13 protein-coding genes are annotated in these 14,854 nt (G+C 77.5%); 1 reads left to right on the top strand and 12 read right to left on the bottom strand.

Annotated features, from left to right (window positions below; translation table 11 throughout):
• Positions 1-69: 69 nt before the first annotated feature.
• Positions 70-1,176 carry a winged helix DNA-binding domain-containing protein gene (locus ACFIF2_RS23340; RefSeq protein ID WP_395575156.1) on the bottom strand — a complete coding sequence of 369 codons (1,107 nt, stop codon included), beginning with the start codon at positions 1,174-1,176 and terminating at the stop codon, positions 70-72.
• A 212-nt stretch (positions 1,177-1,388) separates the two neighbouring features.
• Between ACFIF2_RS23340 and ACFIF2_RS23335 the strand changes: the two genes are divergently transcribed.
• Positions 1,389-2,312, top strand: coding sequence for a polysaccharide pyruvyl transferase family protein (locus tag ACFIF2_RS23335; protein ID WP_395575155.1), 924 nt, complete (start codon positions 1,389-1,391; stop codon positions 2,310-2,312).
• 241 nt (positions 2,313-2,553) lie between these two features.
• On the opposite strand, the gene ACFIF2_RS23330 is transcribed toward ACFIF2_RS23335, so the two are convergent.
• The 11 genes from ACFIF2_RS23330 to ACFIF2_RS23280 form a co-directional block, all read right to left on the bottom strand.
• A complete protein-coding gene (locus ACFIF2_RS23330; RefSeq protein ID WP_395575154.1) occupies positions 2,554-3,450 on the bottom strand; it encodes a glycosyltransferase family 2 protein in 897 nt (298 codons plus the stop codon).
• Entirely contained in the window at positions 3,447-4,379 is a 933-nt protein-coding gene (locus ACFIF2_RS23325) for a glycosyltransferase family 2 protein (RefSeq protein ID WP_395575153.1), read from the bottom strand. Before ACFIF2_RS23325 ends, ACFIF2_RS23330 begins: the two co-directional genes overlap by 4 nt.
• Positions 4,376-5,371, bottom strand: a complete 996-nt coding sequence (locus tag ACFIF2_RS23320) for a glycosyltransferase family 9 protein (RefSeq protein ID WP_395575161.1) — start codon at positions 5,369-5,371, stop codon at positions 4,376-4,378. The genes ACFIF2_RS23325 and ACFIF2_RS23320 overlap by 4 nt, the downstream gene beginning before the upstream one ends.
• 845 nt (positions 5,372-6,216) lie before the next feature.
• The gene (rfaE2, locus tag ACFIF2_RS23315; protein ID WP_395575152.1) at positions 6,217-7,596 is read right to left on the bottom strand and encodes a D-glycero-beta-D-manno-heptose 1-phosphate adenylyltransferase; all 1,380 of its coding nucleotides are present in this window, start codon (positions 7,594-7,596) and stop codon (positions 6,217-6,219) included.
• An 8-nt stretch (positions 7,597-7,604) separates the two neighbouring features.
• Positions 7,605-8,222 carry an SIS domain-containing protein gene (locus tag ACFIF2_RS23310; protein ID WP_395575151.1) on the bottom strand — a complete coding sequence of 206 codons (618 nt, stop codon included), beginning with the start codon at positions 8,220-8,222 and terminating at the stop codon, positions 7,605-7,607.
• Positions 8,222-9,439 (bottom strand): glycosyltransferase family 4 protein, encoded by a 1,218-nt coding sequence (locus ACFIF2_RS23305; protein WP_395575150.1) that lies wholly within the window; start codon positions 9,437-9,439, stop codon positions 8,222-8,224. Before ACFIF2_RS23305 ends, ACFIF2_RS23310 begins: the two co-directional genes overlap by 1 nt.
• Positions 9,436-10,386 (bottom strand): glycosyltransferase, encoded by a 951-nt coding sequence (locus ACFIF2_RS23300; protein ID WP_395575149.1) that lies wholly within the window; start codon positions 10,384-10,386, stop codon positions 9,436-9,438. Before ACFIF2_RS23300 ends, ACFIF2_RS23305 begins: the two co-directional genes overlap by 4 nt.
• A complete protein-coding gene (locus ACFIF2_RS23295) occupies positions 10,383-11,372 on the bottom strand; it encodes a glycosyltransferase family 9 protein (RefSeq protein ID WP_395575148.1) in 990 nt (329 codons plus the stop codon). Before ACFIF2_RS23295 ends, ACFIF2_RS23300 begins: the two co-directional genes overlap by 4 nt.
• A complete protein-coding gene (locus ACFIF2_RS23290) occupies positions 11,369-12,046 on the bottom strand; it encodes a D-glycero-alpha-D-manno-heptose-1,7-bisphosphate 7-phosphatase (protein WP_395575147.1) in 678 nt (225 codons plus the stop codon). The genes ACFIF2_RS23295 and ACFIF2_RS23290 overlap by 4 nt, the downstream gene beginning before the upstream one ends.
• On the bottom strand, positions 12,043-13,077 hold the full coding sequence (locus ACFIF2_RS23285) for a glycosyltransferase (RefSeq protein WP_395575146.1): 1,035 nt from the start codon (positions 13,075-13,077) through the stop codon (positions 12,043-12,045). Before ACFIF2_RS23285 ends, ACFIF2_RS23290 begins: the two co-directional genes overlap by 4 nt.
• Positions 13,074-14,714: a carbamoyltransferase gene (locus ACFIF2_RS23280; protein WP_395575145.1), complete on the bottom strand. Its 1,641-nt coding sequence runs from the start codon at positions 14,712-14,714 to the stop codon at positions 13,074-13,076. Before ACFIF2_RS23280 ends, ACFIF2_RS23285 begins: the two co-directional genes overlap by 4 nt.
• Positions 14,715-14,854 lie beyond the last annotated feature (140 nt).

The following is a 14,854-nucleotide window of genomic DNA, read 5'->3' as shown; positions in this document are numbered from 1 at the left end:
GCCGGGGGGGGGGGGGGGGGGGGGGGGCCCCCCCCCCCCCCCCCCCCCCCCCCCCCCCCCCTCTCCACGTCAGCCGCGCACCGTCGCGAAGCGGATGCCGTACGCCGTCCCCGGGTGCGTCGTCGCCAGCATCCGCTGCCCCTCGGCGGCGACCTCGTCCCGCTCGGCCCTCGTGAGGCGGGCGAAGGGCTCGACGACGAGGACGTCGTCCTCCGTCTTCCACAGACCGGCCACGAAGCCGTCGACGAGCAGGACGCGGTAGGCCTGGTTCTTCTTCCAGGTACGGCCCTTGTACGCGGGTGGGACGAGGCGGGTGCGGTCGGCGTGGGAGAGGAGCAGGTTGTCGAACTCGGGCAGGAAGCGGGGCGGGGCGGGCGTGTCCGGGTCGGGCCTGGGGGCGTCGGGGAGGTCGAACAGCTCGGTGCCGTCCGGGGCCCGGAAGGTGACGAGCCGGGGGCGGAGCCGTTCGAAGGCGTCCCTCAGGCGGGTCAGTCCCGCCCAGGTCTGCATGTCCCGCACGGAGGCGGGTCCGAAGGCGGCGAGGTAGCGCAGCACGGTGTCGTCGGGTGCGGGGGCCGGCCGCGAGGGGAGCCCGAACCAGTGCTCGGCGGTGGTCAGCTCGACCTGACCGCTCCTGCCCCACAGTCCGCGCGGTGTGACCTGGACGAGCGGGAGCCGGCAGCGGGCGGCGACCGACAGGGCCCGCGGGTCGGCGTCGGGCCACTCGGCGAGAAGGGCCTCGCGCAGCCGGCCCATCGTGCGCGGCTCCTCCTCGACCAGTTCGCGGGCGATGACGGCCAGGCGGTCCAGGTCGACGCCCACCAGGCCCTTGCGGAAGGCCGTCAGTTCCCGGTCGCGGGCGGCCTGCACCAGCGGGCGCAGGGTGAGGCAGTCGTCGGCGGTGTGGGTGTGGATGGTCGAGCGCAGGGTGACGAGGCGGGCGACCCGGCGGTCGGCCATCGCTTGTGACAGGTCGTCGGGCGTGAAGCCGTCGAGGCGGGCGGCGAGCGCGTAGTACGGGGGTTTAACGTTCTGCGCCTGGAGCCCGACGAGGTGCGCGACGGCGGCCTCCGCGGACATCGGCGCCCGGCGCAGCAGCGCCTGCCGGGCCAGGGTGGCGCGATTGAGGGCGCGGGTGCCGAGGGCGGGGGCGGCCGTTCCTGCCGAGGTCGTCATGGCGTGCACGGTAGCGGGGCTCGCGGACGGCTCGGCAGGTGCGCCGGTGGGCGAGTCGGTGAGGGCGTACGTCCTGCGGACCGGGAGGCTCCTGCCGCCGCCGGACGGGTTCGTCCCGCCCTCGAACGCGGACGTGCGCGAGACCGTCGGGCCCGCGGTCGGGTGCTGGGCGCGCCCGGCCGGTGATTGCCGGGCCGCTCGCCGGGGCACCCATGGGCACTGTGCACGGACGAGACAGGATCCTGGTGACCGGCTGGTTCAGCTTCCTGCACGGGGAGGCCACCGCCGGGGACGTGCTGGCGCTGCGGCGGGTGGAGGAGGTGCTGCGGGCGGCGGGGCTCGCCCACGACGTCGTGTGGAGCCCCGGGTTCCGGGCGGACGGCCTCCACTTCGCGGACGTGGACCCGGCGGCGTACACGCGGCTGGTCTTCGTGTGCGGGCCCGCGCACGGGGAGCAGGTCGAGGAGCTGCACCGGCGGTTCGCGCACTGCGTGCGGATCGCGGTCGGCGTCTCCGTGGTCGACCCCGGCTCCCCCGCCGTCACCGGCTTCCACCACGTACTGGCCCGGGACGCGGCGGGCTCCGCGCCGACCCTCGACCTCGCGGCCCGTGCGCCCGCGCTGCCCGCCCGGCCCGTCGTCGGGGTGATCCTCACCCACGGCCAGCACGAGTACGCGGGCCGGCGGCGGCACGACGAGGTCGCCGCGGCGCTGACGCGCTGGCTGGCCGGCAAGGACTGCGCCCGGCTGGAGCTGGAGACCCGGCTCGACGCGCACGACTGGCGGCTGTGCGGCACCCCGGCCCAGTTGGAGGCCGTCCTGGCCCGGCTGGACCTGGTCGTCACCGACCGGCTGCACGGGCTGGTCCTGGCGCTGCGGGCCGGGACACCGGCACTGGCGGTGGACCCGGTCGCGGGCGGCGCGAAGGTGACGGCGCAGGCCCGCGCCTGCGGCTGGCCGGCGCTGGTGGGCTGCGAGGACTCGGCGCGGGACGTGCTGGAGCACTGGTGGGACTGGTGCCTGACCGGCGGGCGGGCCGAGGCCGCGCGGATCGGTGCCGGGTTCCGGGCGGCGAGCGCGCCGCCCGACGCCGCGGACGGTCTCGTGGCGGCGCTGGGGGCGCGGCAGGTCGGTTGATCCCGGACGGCGGGGGCACTCGGCCGACCGGCCGCCGGCATCTCGGGCCCCCGGACCCGTACGGCGGCCGAGCGGTCCGGGCCCGTACGCCACCGCACGGGCCGACTCCGCGCCGAGGGGACGCGGGGTCGGCCCACGGTGGCGGACGGTGGTACCGGTCCCGCGATCGGTCCTGCCGGTCCTGCCGGTCCTGCGACCGCCGGGCACCGCCCCGCCGGCGTGTGGTGACCCGCGTCCCGCGTCAGCCCGTGTAGCTCCGGGCCGTCGAGGCGCGCTGGGCGGGTTCCAGTGCGCGCAGGCGGGCCTCCACCTCCGGCGGCAGCACCCGGCGTTCGCGCAGCACCCACGGCAGGGCGGCCGTCGCCTCGGCGAAGGCGCGCAGCGACGCGGTGTCGCGGGGCACGGTACGGGCCAGGTGGAGGGTGCGGCGCAGGGCGGGGCCGGCCGGGCGGCGCAGCCAGGTGAACCACAGGGTGTTGCGGATGCCGTGCGCCCGCCGGAGCGTCGAGTCCCGTGCCCGGGACGGGTGGTGGTGGATCGTCAGGTCGTCCGCGTACGTCAGCCACCAGCCGTCGGCCGCCAGGTCGGCGGCGAGCAGCTCCTCCTCGCCGCCCAGCCACAGCCGGGGGTGGAAGCCGCCCGCGGCGCGGAAGGCGCCGGTGCGCAGGACGGTCGCGGCGGCCAGGAAGGACCCGAGGGCGGGCCCCGGCAGCCAGTGGGGGCGGGGCACGGGCGAGTCGCGCAGTTCCGCGACGATCGGGTCCTCGGTGCCGTCCGGTTCCACGACGATGCGGGCGGTGACCGAGCCGACCGCCGGGTACCGGTCGAGCAGGTCGGCGGCCCCGGACAGGGAGCCGGGCGCCCACCAGGAGTCGTCGTCGCAGAAGGCGACGTAGGGCGTGCGCACCTGGCGGACCGCCAGGTTGCGGCCGACGGCGCCGAGGTTGCGGCCGGGGCGCAGCAGCCGTACGCGCGGGTGGTGGCGGGCGACGGCGGAGGCGGTGCCGTCGGTGGAGGCGTTGTCGGTGACGATGACCTGGGGCTTCTCCGGGAGTTCGGCGAGGCGGTCCAGGGTGCGCAGCAGTTCCGGGCACCGGTTGTGGGTGATGACGACGACGGTGGTCCGGGTGTCGGTCATGGCGTCGTTCCGTTCTCCGTGTCCAGGAGGCGGGCGGCGCGCTCCACGTGCGGGGGCAGGGGCCTGCGGGCGCGCAGGGCGGCGGGCAGGCGGGTGAGCGTCTCGCGCAGGGCCTGCCGGGCGTGGGGGTCGTGGCGGGCCTCGGCGGCGAGGGCGCGGGTGCGGGCCAGCGCGTGCGGGAGGGGGCGGCGCAGCCAGGCGGTGAGGAGTGCGTTGCGGCGCACGACGGCCGGGCGGTCGGTGCGGGGGGCGGGGTCCGGGTGGTGGTGGGCGACGACGTCGGGGCAGTGGGTGACGCCCCAGCCGCGGGCGGCGAGGTCGTAGGCGAGGAGGGTCTCCTCGGCGCCGAAGAAGAGGAGGGGGTGGTAGCCGCCGGCGTCGAGGTAGGCGGTGCGGCGGGCGACGGCGGCGCAGCCGAGGAAGCCGAGCACCTGGGTGCCGGGCAGGTCGGTGGCCGGGCCGAGGGGGGAGCCGGCGAGCAGGTCGTTGAGCGGGTCGGCGTCGTCCGCGGGGCCGACGAGGGTGCGGGCGGCGAGCAGGCCGAGCCGGGGGTGCGCCTCGAAGTGCCGGGCGGCGGCGGCGAGGGCGCCGGGTGCCCACCAGGAGTCGTCGTCGCTGAACGCCACGTACGGGGTGTCGAGGGCGCGGACGCCGTGGGTGCGGGCCAGGGCGCCGCGGTTGAACGGCAGGGAGAGCACGCGGAGTCGGGGGAAGTCGCGGGCGAGCATGGCGCGGGTGTCGTCGGTGGAGGCGTTGTCGACGACGAGGACCTCGGGCCGCTCCGGCAGGGCGAGCAGGTGCCGCAGGGTGACGGCGAGGCTCGCGGCGCGGTTGCGGGTGGCGATGACGATGCCGACGGGGGCGGGTTCCGTCGGGTCGGCGGGCCGTTCACGGGTGGCCGACGGGGCGCTGTGCGGGGCGTGGTTCATGGTGCCTCTTCCAGGGCGTCCGGCGCGTCGGGCGGGGCCGGTTCCGGTGGGTCGAGTACGTGGAGTGCGCGGAGTGCGTCCAGGACGTCGCCGGTGGTGATCCGCAGCAGCGCCGGGTCGGTCGCGTCGCCGTGCGGGTCGCCGGGGCCGCCGTCCGGGACCGGGTGCCACAGGGCGCGGTGCCGGGGGTGGTCGGGCGGGCCCCAGCGGCTGGGCGGGACGGGGCCGAAGAGGGTGACGGAGGGCGTGGCGTGGGCGACGGCGAGGTGGGCGATGCCGGTGTCGCCGCTGACGACGGCGCGGGCGCCGGCCACCAGGGCGGAGAGCCGGTCGTAGGGCAGCCCGCCGCCGAACACGTCCGTGTCGGGCAGGTGCGCGAGCTCGGCCAGCCGGGCCACGAGGTCGCCCTCGTCCGCTCCCCCGGTGACGACGACGCGGCGTCCCCGTGCGCGCAGCGCCTCGGCGACGGCGGCGTACCGTGCCACGGGCCAGCGGCGGGAGGGGGCGCCGGCGCCGGGGTGCAGCACGACGGCGCCGGGGGCGGGGGACGGTACGTGCGGGCGTGGCAGCAGCAGGTCGGTGGGGTCGGCGTCGATGCCGTACGCCTCCAGCAGCCTGCACCAGCGGTCGCGCTCGTGCTCCTCGGCGTACCAGGGCGGTCCGTCCACCTCCGGCGTCCCGGGGTGCGCGAACGCCAGCAGCTTCAGGGGGCGCAGGGCCGCCAGCAGGCGGTGGCTGGGCGGTCCGTTGCCGTGCAGGTCGACGGCGACGTCGGGGGGCGGTCCGGTCCAGTCGAGGGTGCGCGGGACGGCACGGCCGGGCTCCGCGGCGGGCAGCAGCCGGTCCACGGCGCCGGTCGCCGCGACGACGGGCGCCAGTTCGGCCGGGCCGGCCAGCACCAGCTCGTGCCCCGGATACGCCCGCCGCAGCGCGCGCAGCGCGGGCACCCCGGCGAGCAGGTCCCCGAGCCCGAGGGCCCGCAGCACCAGCACCCGGGGCCGCGCGTCCCGGACTGCCGACGGATACGCGGCCCCGGCGGCCGACGGATACGCGGCCCCGGCGGCGGACGGACACACGGGGTCCCCGGCGACAGGGCCGCCGCCGGACGCGCGGCGGGACGTGAGCGACCCGGCACCGGACGCACCGCGAGACGGCTGCGGCCCGCTCGCGGACGTCCGGGAAGCCTCGGCCTCGGCCGGCCCCGGTAGCGCGCCGCCCCGGCCGGTACCGGCGGTCGGCCGGATGCCCGCCGTCCGGGCTCCCGGCGGGTGCACGGCCCCCGCGGCGGACGGACACACGGGGTCCCCGGCGACAGGGCCGCCGCCGGACGCGCGGCGGGACGTGAGCGACCCGGCACCGGACGCACCGCGAGACGGCTGCGGCCCGCTCGCGGGCGTCCGGGAAGCCTCGGCCTCGGCCGGCCCCGGTCGTGCGCCGCCCCGGCCGGTACCGGCGGCCGGCCGGATGCCCGCCGTCCGGGCTCCCGGCGGGGGCGCGGCCCCGGCGGCGGACGGACACGCGGGGTCCCCGGCGACAGGGCCGCCGCCGGACGCGCGGCGGGGCGTGAGCGGCCCGGCGGCGGACACGCGCCGGGACGTCCGCGACCCGGCGGTGGATGCGCCGCGAGGCGGCTGCGGGCCGGCGGCACAGGCGTGGCGGGACGGCTGCGGGCCGCTCGTGGGCGTCCGGAAGGCCGTGGCCTCGGCGGGCTCCGGTCGCGCGCCGGCCCGGCCGGTGCCGGCGGTCGGCCGGATGCGCACCGTCCGGGTTCCCGGCGAGGTCGCGCCCGGTCCGGGGGGCGCGGTGCGGTCGGGGCTCGCGGCCGGTGTGCCGTGGGTCATCGCACGCCCTCCGCCGCCCGGGCCATCAGGGCCGTCGAGGAGCGGCCGTCGAGGTAGGGCAGGAGGACCGCCTGACCGCCCCACTCCTCGAGGAGCGCGGCCTCGGGCAGGTCCGCGCCCGCGTAGTCGCCGCCCTTGACCCAGACGTCGGGGCGCAGGTCGCCCAGGAGGCGTTCGGGCGTGTCCTCGTCGAAGACGGCGACCGCGTCGACGCAGGCGAGGGCCCGCAGTACGCGCACCCGGTCGGCCAGCGGGTTGACGGGCCGTCCGTCGCCCTTGCGGCGGCGGACGGAGGCGTCGGAGTTGACGCAGACGACGAGGCAGTCGCCGAGCCGGCGGGCGGCCTGGAGGAGGCCGACGTGCCCGGCGTGCAGCAGGTCGAAGCAGCCGCCCGCCGCGACCACCGTGCCGTGCTGGGCGCGGACACGGGCGGCGAGGGCGTGCGGGTCGTCGGTGTCCCGGGCGGACGGGGAGGACGGGGACGCGGGGCCGTGGGCGGCGGGGGGCAGGGCGCCCGCTCCCCCGGCGGCGACGAACGCCGTCGCGGCGGCCACCGCGCCCTCGACGGCCTCCCCCACCAGCGCCCCGTCCGCGAGCAGTCCGGCGGCGGTGGCGGCGAACCGGTCCCCCGCGCCGCAGGAGTCGCCGGGGTGGGAGGAGGGCGCGGGGACGAGCAGCGGGTGCTCGCCGTAGGACAGGAGGGCGCCGCGCGAGCCGAGGGTGACCGTGACCGCGGCCGCCCGCCAGTCCCGTACGAGTGCGGCGGCGTGGAGCGCGGCGGCGCGCAGGCCGCCGCCCGGGTGGCCGTCGCGCGGTGCGAAGCCGTGCGCCTCCTTCTCGGCCGGTGTGACCAGCCGGGTGCCCGGGACCGGCGGTCCGCCGCGCGGGTGCGGGTCCCAGACCAGGGGCGGGCGTGCGGCCAGGACGTCGCGCAGGGTGTCCGCGGCGCCGCGTCCGTAGTCGGAGACCAGGACGGCGCGGGCCGCGCGCAGGGCCGCGCGCGCCTCCCCGGTCGCCTCGCGGGCCCGGCCGCCGCCGCGGTCGAGGCGGACGACGGGACGGTCGTGCGCCAGGACGCGGGTCTTCTCGGGCAGGGCGCCGGTGAGGGGGAGGGGGATCAGGGTCAGCCAGGGGGTGAGCAGTTCGCGCAGGGCCGCGCTCGCCGGGTCGTCGCCCACTCCGGCGATCAGGGTGACCTCGCGGCCGTCGCGGGCGGCGAGGTACGCGGCGAGCGCGGCACCGCCGGGGCGTACGCGCTCGGCGCACTCCGACACGACCGGTACCGGCGCGTCGGGCGCCAGCCGGTCGGCGGTGCCGGTGAGGTCGCGGTCCAGCAGGGCGTCGCCGACCACGACGAGCGGGGTCCTGTCGCGCATGCGCCGCGTCACCTCCCCGTCCCCTTGTTCCGCCCGCCCCGCCCGCCCCGTACACCCCGCTCCAGGGCGGCGTCGAAGGCCGCGCAGATCATGTGCACGGCGACGAGGTGGATCTCCTGGACGGTGGCCGTCGAAGGGGCCTCCACGCACAGGGACTCGTCGCTGCCCGCCATGAGCGGATTGGGGGCGCAGCCTGTGAGCGCCCACACCCGTACGCCGGCCGCGCGGGCGGCGTCGGCGGCGGAGAGCAGGTTGGCGCTGGCGCCGCTGGTGGACAGCAGCATCAGGACGTCGCCGTCGCGGCCGTGGGCGCGGACCTGGCGGGCGAACACCTCGTCGACGCCGTAGTCGTTGGCGATGGCGGTGGTGGAGGAGGTGTCGGCGTGCAGGGCGATGGCGGAGAACGGCGGCCGGTCGTCGCGGTAGCGGCCGACGATCTCGGCGGTCAGGTGCTGGGCCTGGGCGGCGCTGCCGCCGTTGCCGGCGGCCAGCAGCCGGCCGCCGCCGGCGAGGACGGCCGCGAGCCGTTCGCCCCAGCGTTCGGTGATGTGCGCGGAGGCGCGGAACGCGCCCAGCGCGTCCTGGAGTTCGTCGCAGTGCCCGACGACGGGCGGGTGCACGGTCATCACGCCACCTCCTTCGACAGCGCGTGGTCGGCGAGGGTCAGCCGGTAGACCTGTTCGGCGCCGTCGGCGACGCGCGCCCAGGTGTAGTGCCGCAGGACGCGTTCGCGGCCGTTCCTGCCGTACTGGCGGCGCAGCCGTTCGTCAGCGAGGAGTTCGCGGGCGGCCCGCGCGATGGCTTCGGGGTCCTGCGGGGCGACCAGGCGGCCGGTGGTCCCGTCGGCGACGGAGTCGCGGTGGCCGCCGACGTCGGTGGCGAGGACCGGTACACCGCACGCCATGGCCTCCAGCGGCACGATGCCGAAGGGCTCGTAGACCGGGGTGCACAGCACCAGGTCGGTGCTGCGGAGCAGGGCGGGCATGTCCTCGGGGTCGACCGCGCCGAGCAGCCGGACCCGGTCGGCGACGCCCACGCGGTGCGCGAGCGCGGTCAGGCGCCGTGCCTCGGGGTCGGCGTCGAGACCGCCGGCGGGCGGGCCGCCCGCGATGAGGAGTTCGGTGCCGGGGACGTGGGCCAGGGCGCGGACGGCCTGGTCGTAGCCCTTGCGGGGCACGAGCCGTCCGCAGGCGAGCAGCCGGTGCCGTTCCCGGCGGGCGGGGGTGCGGCCGGTGTCGGCGGTGGGGCTGAAGTGCTCGGCGTCCACGCCGCAGGGGACGACGGACACCTGGCGGGGCGGTATGCCCATGTCGCCGAGTTCGACGACCTCGTCGGTGCAGGTGGCCAGGACCCGTTCGCAGGTGCGGCCGAGTTCCCGTTCGATGCCGATGCGCTCGTACGGGCTGGTGTCCCGCATGCCCTGGTGGCGGCGCTTGACGGTGCCGAGGGCGTGGAAGGTCTGCACGAGCGGCACGCCGTGCGGGCGGGCGCCGATCCGGGCGGCCATGCCGGACATCCAGAAGTGGGCGTGCACGACGTCGGGCCGTTCGCGGGCGAAGGCCCGGGCCAGGTACGCGCCGAAGGCCGGCATGTGCGGGAAGAGGTCGTCCTTGGGGACGGCCCGGGGCGGCCCGGCGGGCACGTGCTCGACGACCGCGCCGCCGGGCAGCGGCACCCGGTCGGGCAGGTCGGCGGCGTCCCGGCGGGTGTAGACCGTCACGTCGTGGCCGCGCCGGGCCAACTCCTCGGTGAGGCGGGCCACGTAGACGTTCTGTCCACCGGCGTCGACACCGCCGAGCGCGGCGAGCGGGCTCGCGTGCTCGGACACCATGGCGATCCTCATCGGGTCACCTCCTTCAGCAGCCGCTCCCAGTCGTCCAGGAAGCGGGACAGCCCGTAGCGGGACAGGGCCGCCGCACGGGCTCCGTCGCCGACGGCCCGCGCGTGCGGCGGGTCGGCGAGGAAGTCGCGTACGGCGTCGGTCAGTACGTCGACGCGGTTGGAGACCACCCCGGCGCCCGGGGGTACGGCCTCGGTCACCTCGGTGGTGGCGAGGGCGACCACGGGCATGCCCAGGTGCATGGCCTCCAGCAGGGACAGGCCGAGGGAGGTCCAGCGGACGGGGTGGACGTAGACGCGGCGGCGGGCCAGTTCGGTGTGCAGGGCGCTCTGGGGCACGTCCTGGGTGCGGCAGCGGCCGGGGTCGACGCCGATGTGCTCGGCGAGGCCCTCGGTGCGCATGCCGAACACGTCGAGCGGGGCGACGCGGGAGAAGGCGGGCAGCAGGTCCGTCCCGGTGGTGCGCCCGCGCCGGACCGGCTCGTTGACGACGACGGCGGCGCGTTCCAGCTCGCCGGTCCAGCGGTGGCCGGGGTCGACGATGCCGTGCTCGATGACGGTCGTCTCCGTGGGGCCCGCGTCCCACATCAGCCGGTTGAAGTGGGTGACGTGGACGAGGGTGACGCCGGGGATGTCGGCGGCGGGGTGGCGGGTGTCGGGCACGTTGCCGTCGGGGGCGTTGTGCTCCAGGTACACCAGCGGCGGGCGGCGGCCGAGCCACCGGTCGACCAGGGCGAGTTCGTGCGGCCGCTGGAGGATCACCAGGTCGATGTCCTCGTCCCGCAGCCGCTCCGGCGGCACCTCGATCACGGAGTCGGGCCAGTCCCAGGTGCGGGCGCGGCCGAGGCCGTCGGGCCCGCGGTCCGGGGTGACCGGGACGAGGCAGGTGTGCGGGCCCTGCACGAAGGCCGTGGTCCACGACCCGTGCACGTGCCAGATGAGGATCCTCATGCCTCCCCCAGGAGTTTCTCGACGGCGGCGGCCACGTCGGTCGCCGTGACGGTGTTCAGGCAGGGGTGGCCGGGGACGGGGCAGTCCCGGGCCCTGCTGTCGGCGCAGGGCGCGTCCTGGTCGCCGAGCAGCACGTACGGGACGCCGTACGGCCGCCAGCGCTCCGCCGGTACGACGGGGGCGAACAGGGACACGACCGGCGTGCCGACGGCGGCGGCGAGGTGGGCGGGCGCGGTGTTGCCGGTGACGACGACCGAGGCGCCGGCGAGGACGCCGGACAGTTCGGGCGCCTCGGTCCGGCCGCCCAGGTCGGTGCCGTGGCCGCCGGCGACGTACGCGGTGAGGTCGCGTTCGCCGGGGCCGCCGGTGACGAGCACGCGGTGTCCGGCGGCGGCCAGTTCGCGTACGGCCTCGGCGGCGCGGTCGGGGCTCCAGGCGCGGGCGGGGACGCTGGCTCCGGGGTGGAGGACGACGTAGGGGCCGGGGCCGGTCAGGTCGTCGGTGCGGGGCGGGGTGCGCACCCGCAGCCGTCCGTCGTCGGGCCTCGGGAAGCCGGCCGCCTCGGCGAGGTCGAGCGCGGCCTCGGCCTCGTGGGCGTGCGGGGCGCGCTGGTGGCGCAGGTCGAGCAGGGAGCCGGGGTAGTCCACGCTGTCCGCGGCGATGCGGCGGACGCCGGCCAGGCGCAGCACCAGGGCGGTGGGCAGCGGGGACTGGTGGAAGGAGGTGAGGATCAGCGCGGTGTCGGCGTCGATCCGGTCCGCGAGCGCGTCGATGTCGTGCCGGTCGACGGCGGGCGGCTGGAACCCGCCCCACGGCGCGTCCCACACCAGTACCTCGTCGACGCCGGGCAGCAGGTGCGCCGCGGGCGCGCCGCGTGCTCCGCAGAGCATCGTGACGTGGTCGGCGCGGGCGGCCACGGCCCGTACGGCGGGCCCGGCGAGCAGCACGTCGCCGAAGCTGTCGAGCCGGGTGACGAGCGCCTTCATCGCGGCCTCCCGCGGGTGCCGGGGGTGGCGGGTGCCGTCGCGGCGCTGCCGTCCGGGCCCCCGCCCTGTGGGTGCGCTCCGTCGCCGCCGACCGCGAACGCCGCCGCGACGGGGCGTTCGTCGGCCAGGATCGTGCCCCGGGGCGGGCCGGTGAGCACGGCCCGTACGGCGGTCAGGAGGTCCGGGGCGACGTGGGGCGCGGCGGCCGTCTCCTGCGGCCGGGTCTGCGCGTTGGGGACGAGGATGCCGTGGGCGCCGGCCCGTTCGGCGGCCTCCAGGTCGGTGCCGATGTCGCCGATGACGACGCAGTCGGCGGGGGCGACGCGGAGCCGGCCGGCCGCCCGGAGGATCATTCCGGGCTCCGGTTTGCGGCAGGGGCAGCCGTCGTCGGGGCCGTGCGGGCAGACCGCCCAGACGTCGAAGGGCCCGACGAGGTCGTCGATCCGCCGGTTGACGTGGCGGACGTCGGCTTCGGTGAGAAGGCCGCGGGAGACGCCGGACTGGTTGGTGACCACGCCCACGCGGATGCCGTGGCCGCGCAGCAGCGCCACCGCCTCGCGGGCGCCGTCCACGGGCCGGACCCGGTCGGGGTCCCCGTTGTAGGGGACGTCGTGGACGAGGGTGCCGTCGCGGTCGAAGAGCACGGCCTTGACGGGGTTCTCGGCGGGGTTCATGCGGCCACCTCCTGCCAGGCGGGGGCGCGGCGGTGCCGCCACCGGCCGCTCAGCCGGTGCCAGGTCGCGGCGGGCGGGATGAGCACGCTGGTGACCAGCATGGTGGTGACCTCGTGGCGGGTCCGTGGGCCGGGCGCGATGCGGGCCCAGGCGAACTCGGCGGTGCCCGCCGCCCAGCCGAGCCCGGCGGTCGCGGCGGCCCCGGGGCGTCCGGCGGCGGCGAGGACGAGGGCGGCGGCGCCGGCCGCGGTGATCGCCGCGTGGCGCCGGATGCGGCCCTTGGGGGCGACGGCCTTGGCGTACCAGTCGGGGCCGTGCAGCCGCCGCATCAGCGCGTCGTCGGCGTTGCCGCGCTGCTGCCTGAGGGACACCCAGCGGGAGGCGGGGCGTACCGGGTGGCGGGTGGTGCGGCGGCCCCGCCGGATCCGCCAGCCCGCGTCGAGGACGCGCAGGGCGAGGTCGGCGTCCTCGCGGAAGGCGCGGGTGAAGCGTTCGTCGAAGCCGTGGACCTCCTTGAGCACGTCGGTGCGGTACGCCATGTCGGCGGTGATCCAGCGGGCCCGCGCGAGGCCGGCGGTGCCGCGTTCCCAGTCGGTGGGGCGGCGCTCGCCGGGCAGCGGCACGGCGATCACGCCCTGCACGGCGCCGGTGTCGGGCGGCGCCTCGGAGAGGTCCTGCACCAGCTGGTCGCACCAGTGCGGGCCGACCTGGACGTCGTCGTCGAGGAAGGCGGTCCAGGGCGAGGTGACCGCGCGGAAACCGGTGTTGCGGGCGGCGGCGGGCCCGCGGCCCCCGCTGCGCAGCACCACGGTGCGTTCGCGCAGGTCGCCGAGGACGCCGAGCGGATGCTCCAGCGCGGCGGGGTCGGCGTCGGGGCCGGGCCGGTCGTCGACGAGGACGATCTCGTCGGGGCCGGGGCCGGTCGCCGCGGCCAGCGCGGCCAGGCAGTCGGCCAGCGTGTCGCGCACCAGGGTGGGGACGACCACGGCGTAGCCCGTCCTGCTGCCGCCGGTCGCGGGGGCGCCGCTCATGCGAACGCCCTCCCCCGCCGCACCGCGAACGGGCCGATCGCCAGCAGGTCCACGGGTGCGGAGCCGAAGCACTCCAGGGCGTCGCGCGGGTCGTCGACCATGGGCCGGCCGGCGGTGTTGAGGCTGGTGTTGACCACGACGGGCAGCCCGGTCCGGCGTTCGAAGGCGGCCAGCATCCGCGCGACGAGCGGTTCGCGGCGTTCCTCGACGGTCTGGATGCGGGCGGTGCCGTCGACGTGGACGACGGCCGGGACGCGGTCCCGCCAGGCGGGGTCCACGTCGTGCACGAAGAGCATGTACGGGCTCGGCATCGGCCCGGTGAAGATGTCGGCGGCGCGGTCGGCCAGCACCATCGGGGCGACGGGCCGGAACTCCTCGCGTCCCTTGACGTGGTTGAGCCGCTCCAGGTTCTCCGCCCGCCCCGGATGGGCCATCAGGGAGCGGTGTCCGAGCGCGCGCGGCCCGAATTCGCTGCGGCCCTGGAACCAGGCGACGACGCCGTCGCGGGCCAGTTCCTCGGCGACCGTCTCGGCGATGTCGTCCGGTTCCTCGTAGGGTATGGCGGCCGTCTCCAGCCAGGCGCGGATCTCCTCGTCGCTCCAGCCCCGGCCGAGGTCGGCGCCGGGCATCGGCTCGGGTGCGGCGCCCTCCTGGGCGGCGGCCACGTGCAGGGCGCCGCCGAGGGCGGTACCGGCGTCACCGGCGGCGGGCTGCACCCACACGTGCCGGTACGGGCCGCGCGCGGCGATCTTCGAGTTGGCGACGCAGTTCAGGGCGACGCCGCCCGCCATGGTGAGGGCCTCGCCGCCGGCCTCGCGGTGCAGCCAGTGGACGAGTTCGAGGAGGAGTTCCTCGAGGACGGCCTGGGTGCTCGCGGCGAGATCGGCGTGGTCCTTCGTCCAGTCCTCGCCCTTGGCGCGGGCCGGGGCGAGGGCCGCCCAGTCGACGCCGTGGGCGCGGAAGCCGCCGTCGCCGGTGGCGTGGACGTGCTCGCGCAGCCGGTCGAGGTGGCGGGGGGTGCCGTAGGAGGCGAGGGCCATCACCTTGTACTCGTCGCTGCTGCGCAGGAAGCCGAGGTGCTCGGTGAGTTCCTCGTAGACCAGGCCCAGCGAGTGCGGCAGCGCCTGGGTGGCGAGGGTGTCGAGCTTGCCGTCGCGGTAGCGGCCGGCCAGGTGGGAGGCGCACTCGCCGCGTCCGTCGAGGACGAGGACGTCGTTGTCGGGGTGCGGTGAGGCCGGTCCGGCGGAGGCGGCGTGCGCCACGTGGTGCGGGACGAAGACGACCCGGTCGGGGTCGAGCCCGGGCAGCGCCTCGGCGAGGAACTCGGGGGCGCGGCGGGCGTACTCCAGCCGCAGCGGGTCCCAGGGGTCGTCGAGGCCCATGTCGCGGGCGGGCCGGGCGAGTTTCGGGTCGAAGGAGTAGGCGACGGCGTCCAGCTCCTGGGGCCGCACCCCGGCGTGCTCCAGGCACCAGCGCGCGGACAGCTCCGGTACCTCCCACGCGGAGAAGGGCACCGGGCGCTTGCCGTGCTTGCGCCGGCTGAAGCGCTCTTCCTCGGCGGCCGCAACGGTCCGGCCGTCGACGACGAGAGCGGCGGCCGGATCGTGGAACAGGGCGTTGATACCAAGGATGCGCATGGGGGGTGCTCCGTCCCGGCGTCTCGTGGGTCTTACTGGGTCGTACGGGGGTCTCTGGTGCCTTTGGTGCCCTCTGGTGCCTCTGGGCTCTGTTCGGCTCGCGGGTCCCGTGGTGCGGCTGCCTCAAACACTTGGAGACA

The organism is Streptomyces sp. BK79, assembly GCF_044142145.1.
In the GTDB taxonomy this organism is placed as follows: Bacteria; Actinomycetota; Actinomycetes; order Streptomycetales; family Streptomycetaceae; genus Streptomyces.
Note: the sequence above shows the minus strand (reverse complement) of the source record. Positions and strands in the feature narration are given on the sequence as shown.

Bases quoted from the DNA above. Each gene is read 5' to 3' on its own strand.
- ACFIF2_RS23335 (WP_395575155.1), top strand. From the start codon at position 1,389: ATGGGCACTGTGCACGGACGAGACAGGATCCTGGTGACCGGCTGGTTC.
- ACFIF2_RS23340 (WP_395575156.1), bottom strand. From the start codon at position 1,176: ATGACGACCTCGGCAGGAACGGCCGCCCCCGCCCTCGGCACCCGCGCC.
- ACFIF2_RS23325 (WP_395575153.1), bottom strand. From the start codon at position 4,379: ATGAACCACGCCCCGCACAGCGCCCCGTCGGCCACCCGTGAACGGCCC.
- ACFIF2_RS23305 (WP_395575150.1), bottom strand. From the start codon at position 9,439: ATGAGGATCGCCATGGTGTCCGAGCACGCGAGCCCGCTCGCCGCGCTC.
- ACFIF2_RS23300 (WP_395575149.1), bottom strand. From the start codon at position 10,386: ATGAGGATCCTCATCTGGCACGTGCACGGGTCGTGGACCACGGCCTTC.
- rfaE2 (WP_395575152.1), bottom strand. From the start codon at position 7,596: ATGCGCGACAGGACCCCGCTCGTCGTGGTCGGCGACGCCCTGCTGGAC.
- ACFIF2_RS23290 (WP_395575147.1), bottom strand. From the start codon at position 12,046: ATGAACCCCGCCGAGAACCCCGTCAAGGCCGTGCTCTTCGACCGCGAC.
- ACFIF2_RS23310 (WP_395575151.1), bottom strand. From the start codon at position 8,222: ATGACCGTGCACCCGCCCGTCGTCGGGCACTGCGACGAACTCCAGGAC.
- ACFIF2_RS23330 (WP_395575154.1), bottom strand. From the start codon at position 3,450: ATGACCGACACCCGGACCACCGTCGTCGTCATCACCCACAACCGGTGC.
- ACFIF2_RS23285 (WP_395575146.1), bottom strand. From the start codon at position 13,077: ATGAGCGGCGCCCCCGCGACCGGCGGCAGCAGGACGGGCTACGCCGTG.
- ACFIF2_RS23280 (WP_395575145.1), bottom strand. From the start codon at position 14,714: ATGCGCATCCTTGGTATCAACGCCCTGTTCCACGATCCGGCCGCCGCT.
- ACFIF2_RS23295 (WP_395575148.1), bottom strand. From the start codon at position 11,372: ATGAAGGCGCTCGTCACCCGGCTCGACAGCTTCGGCGACGTGCTGCTC.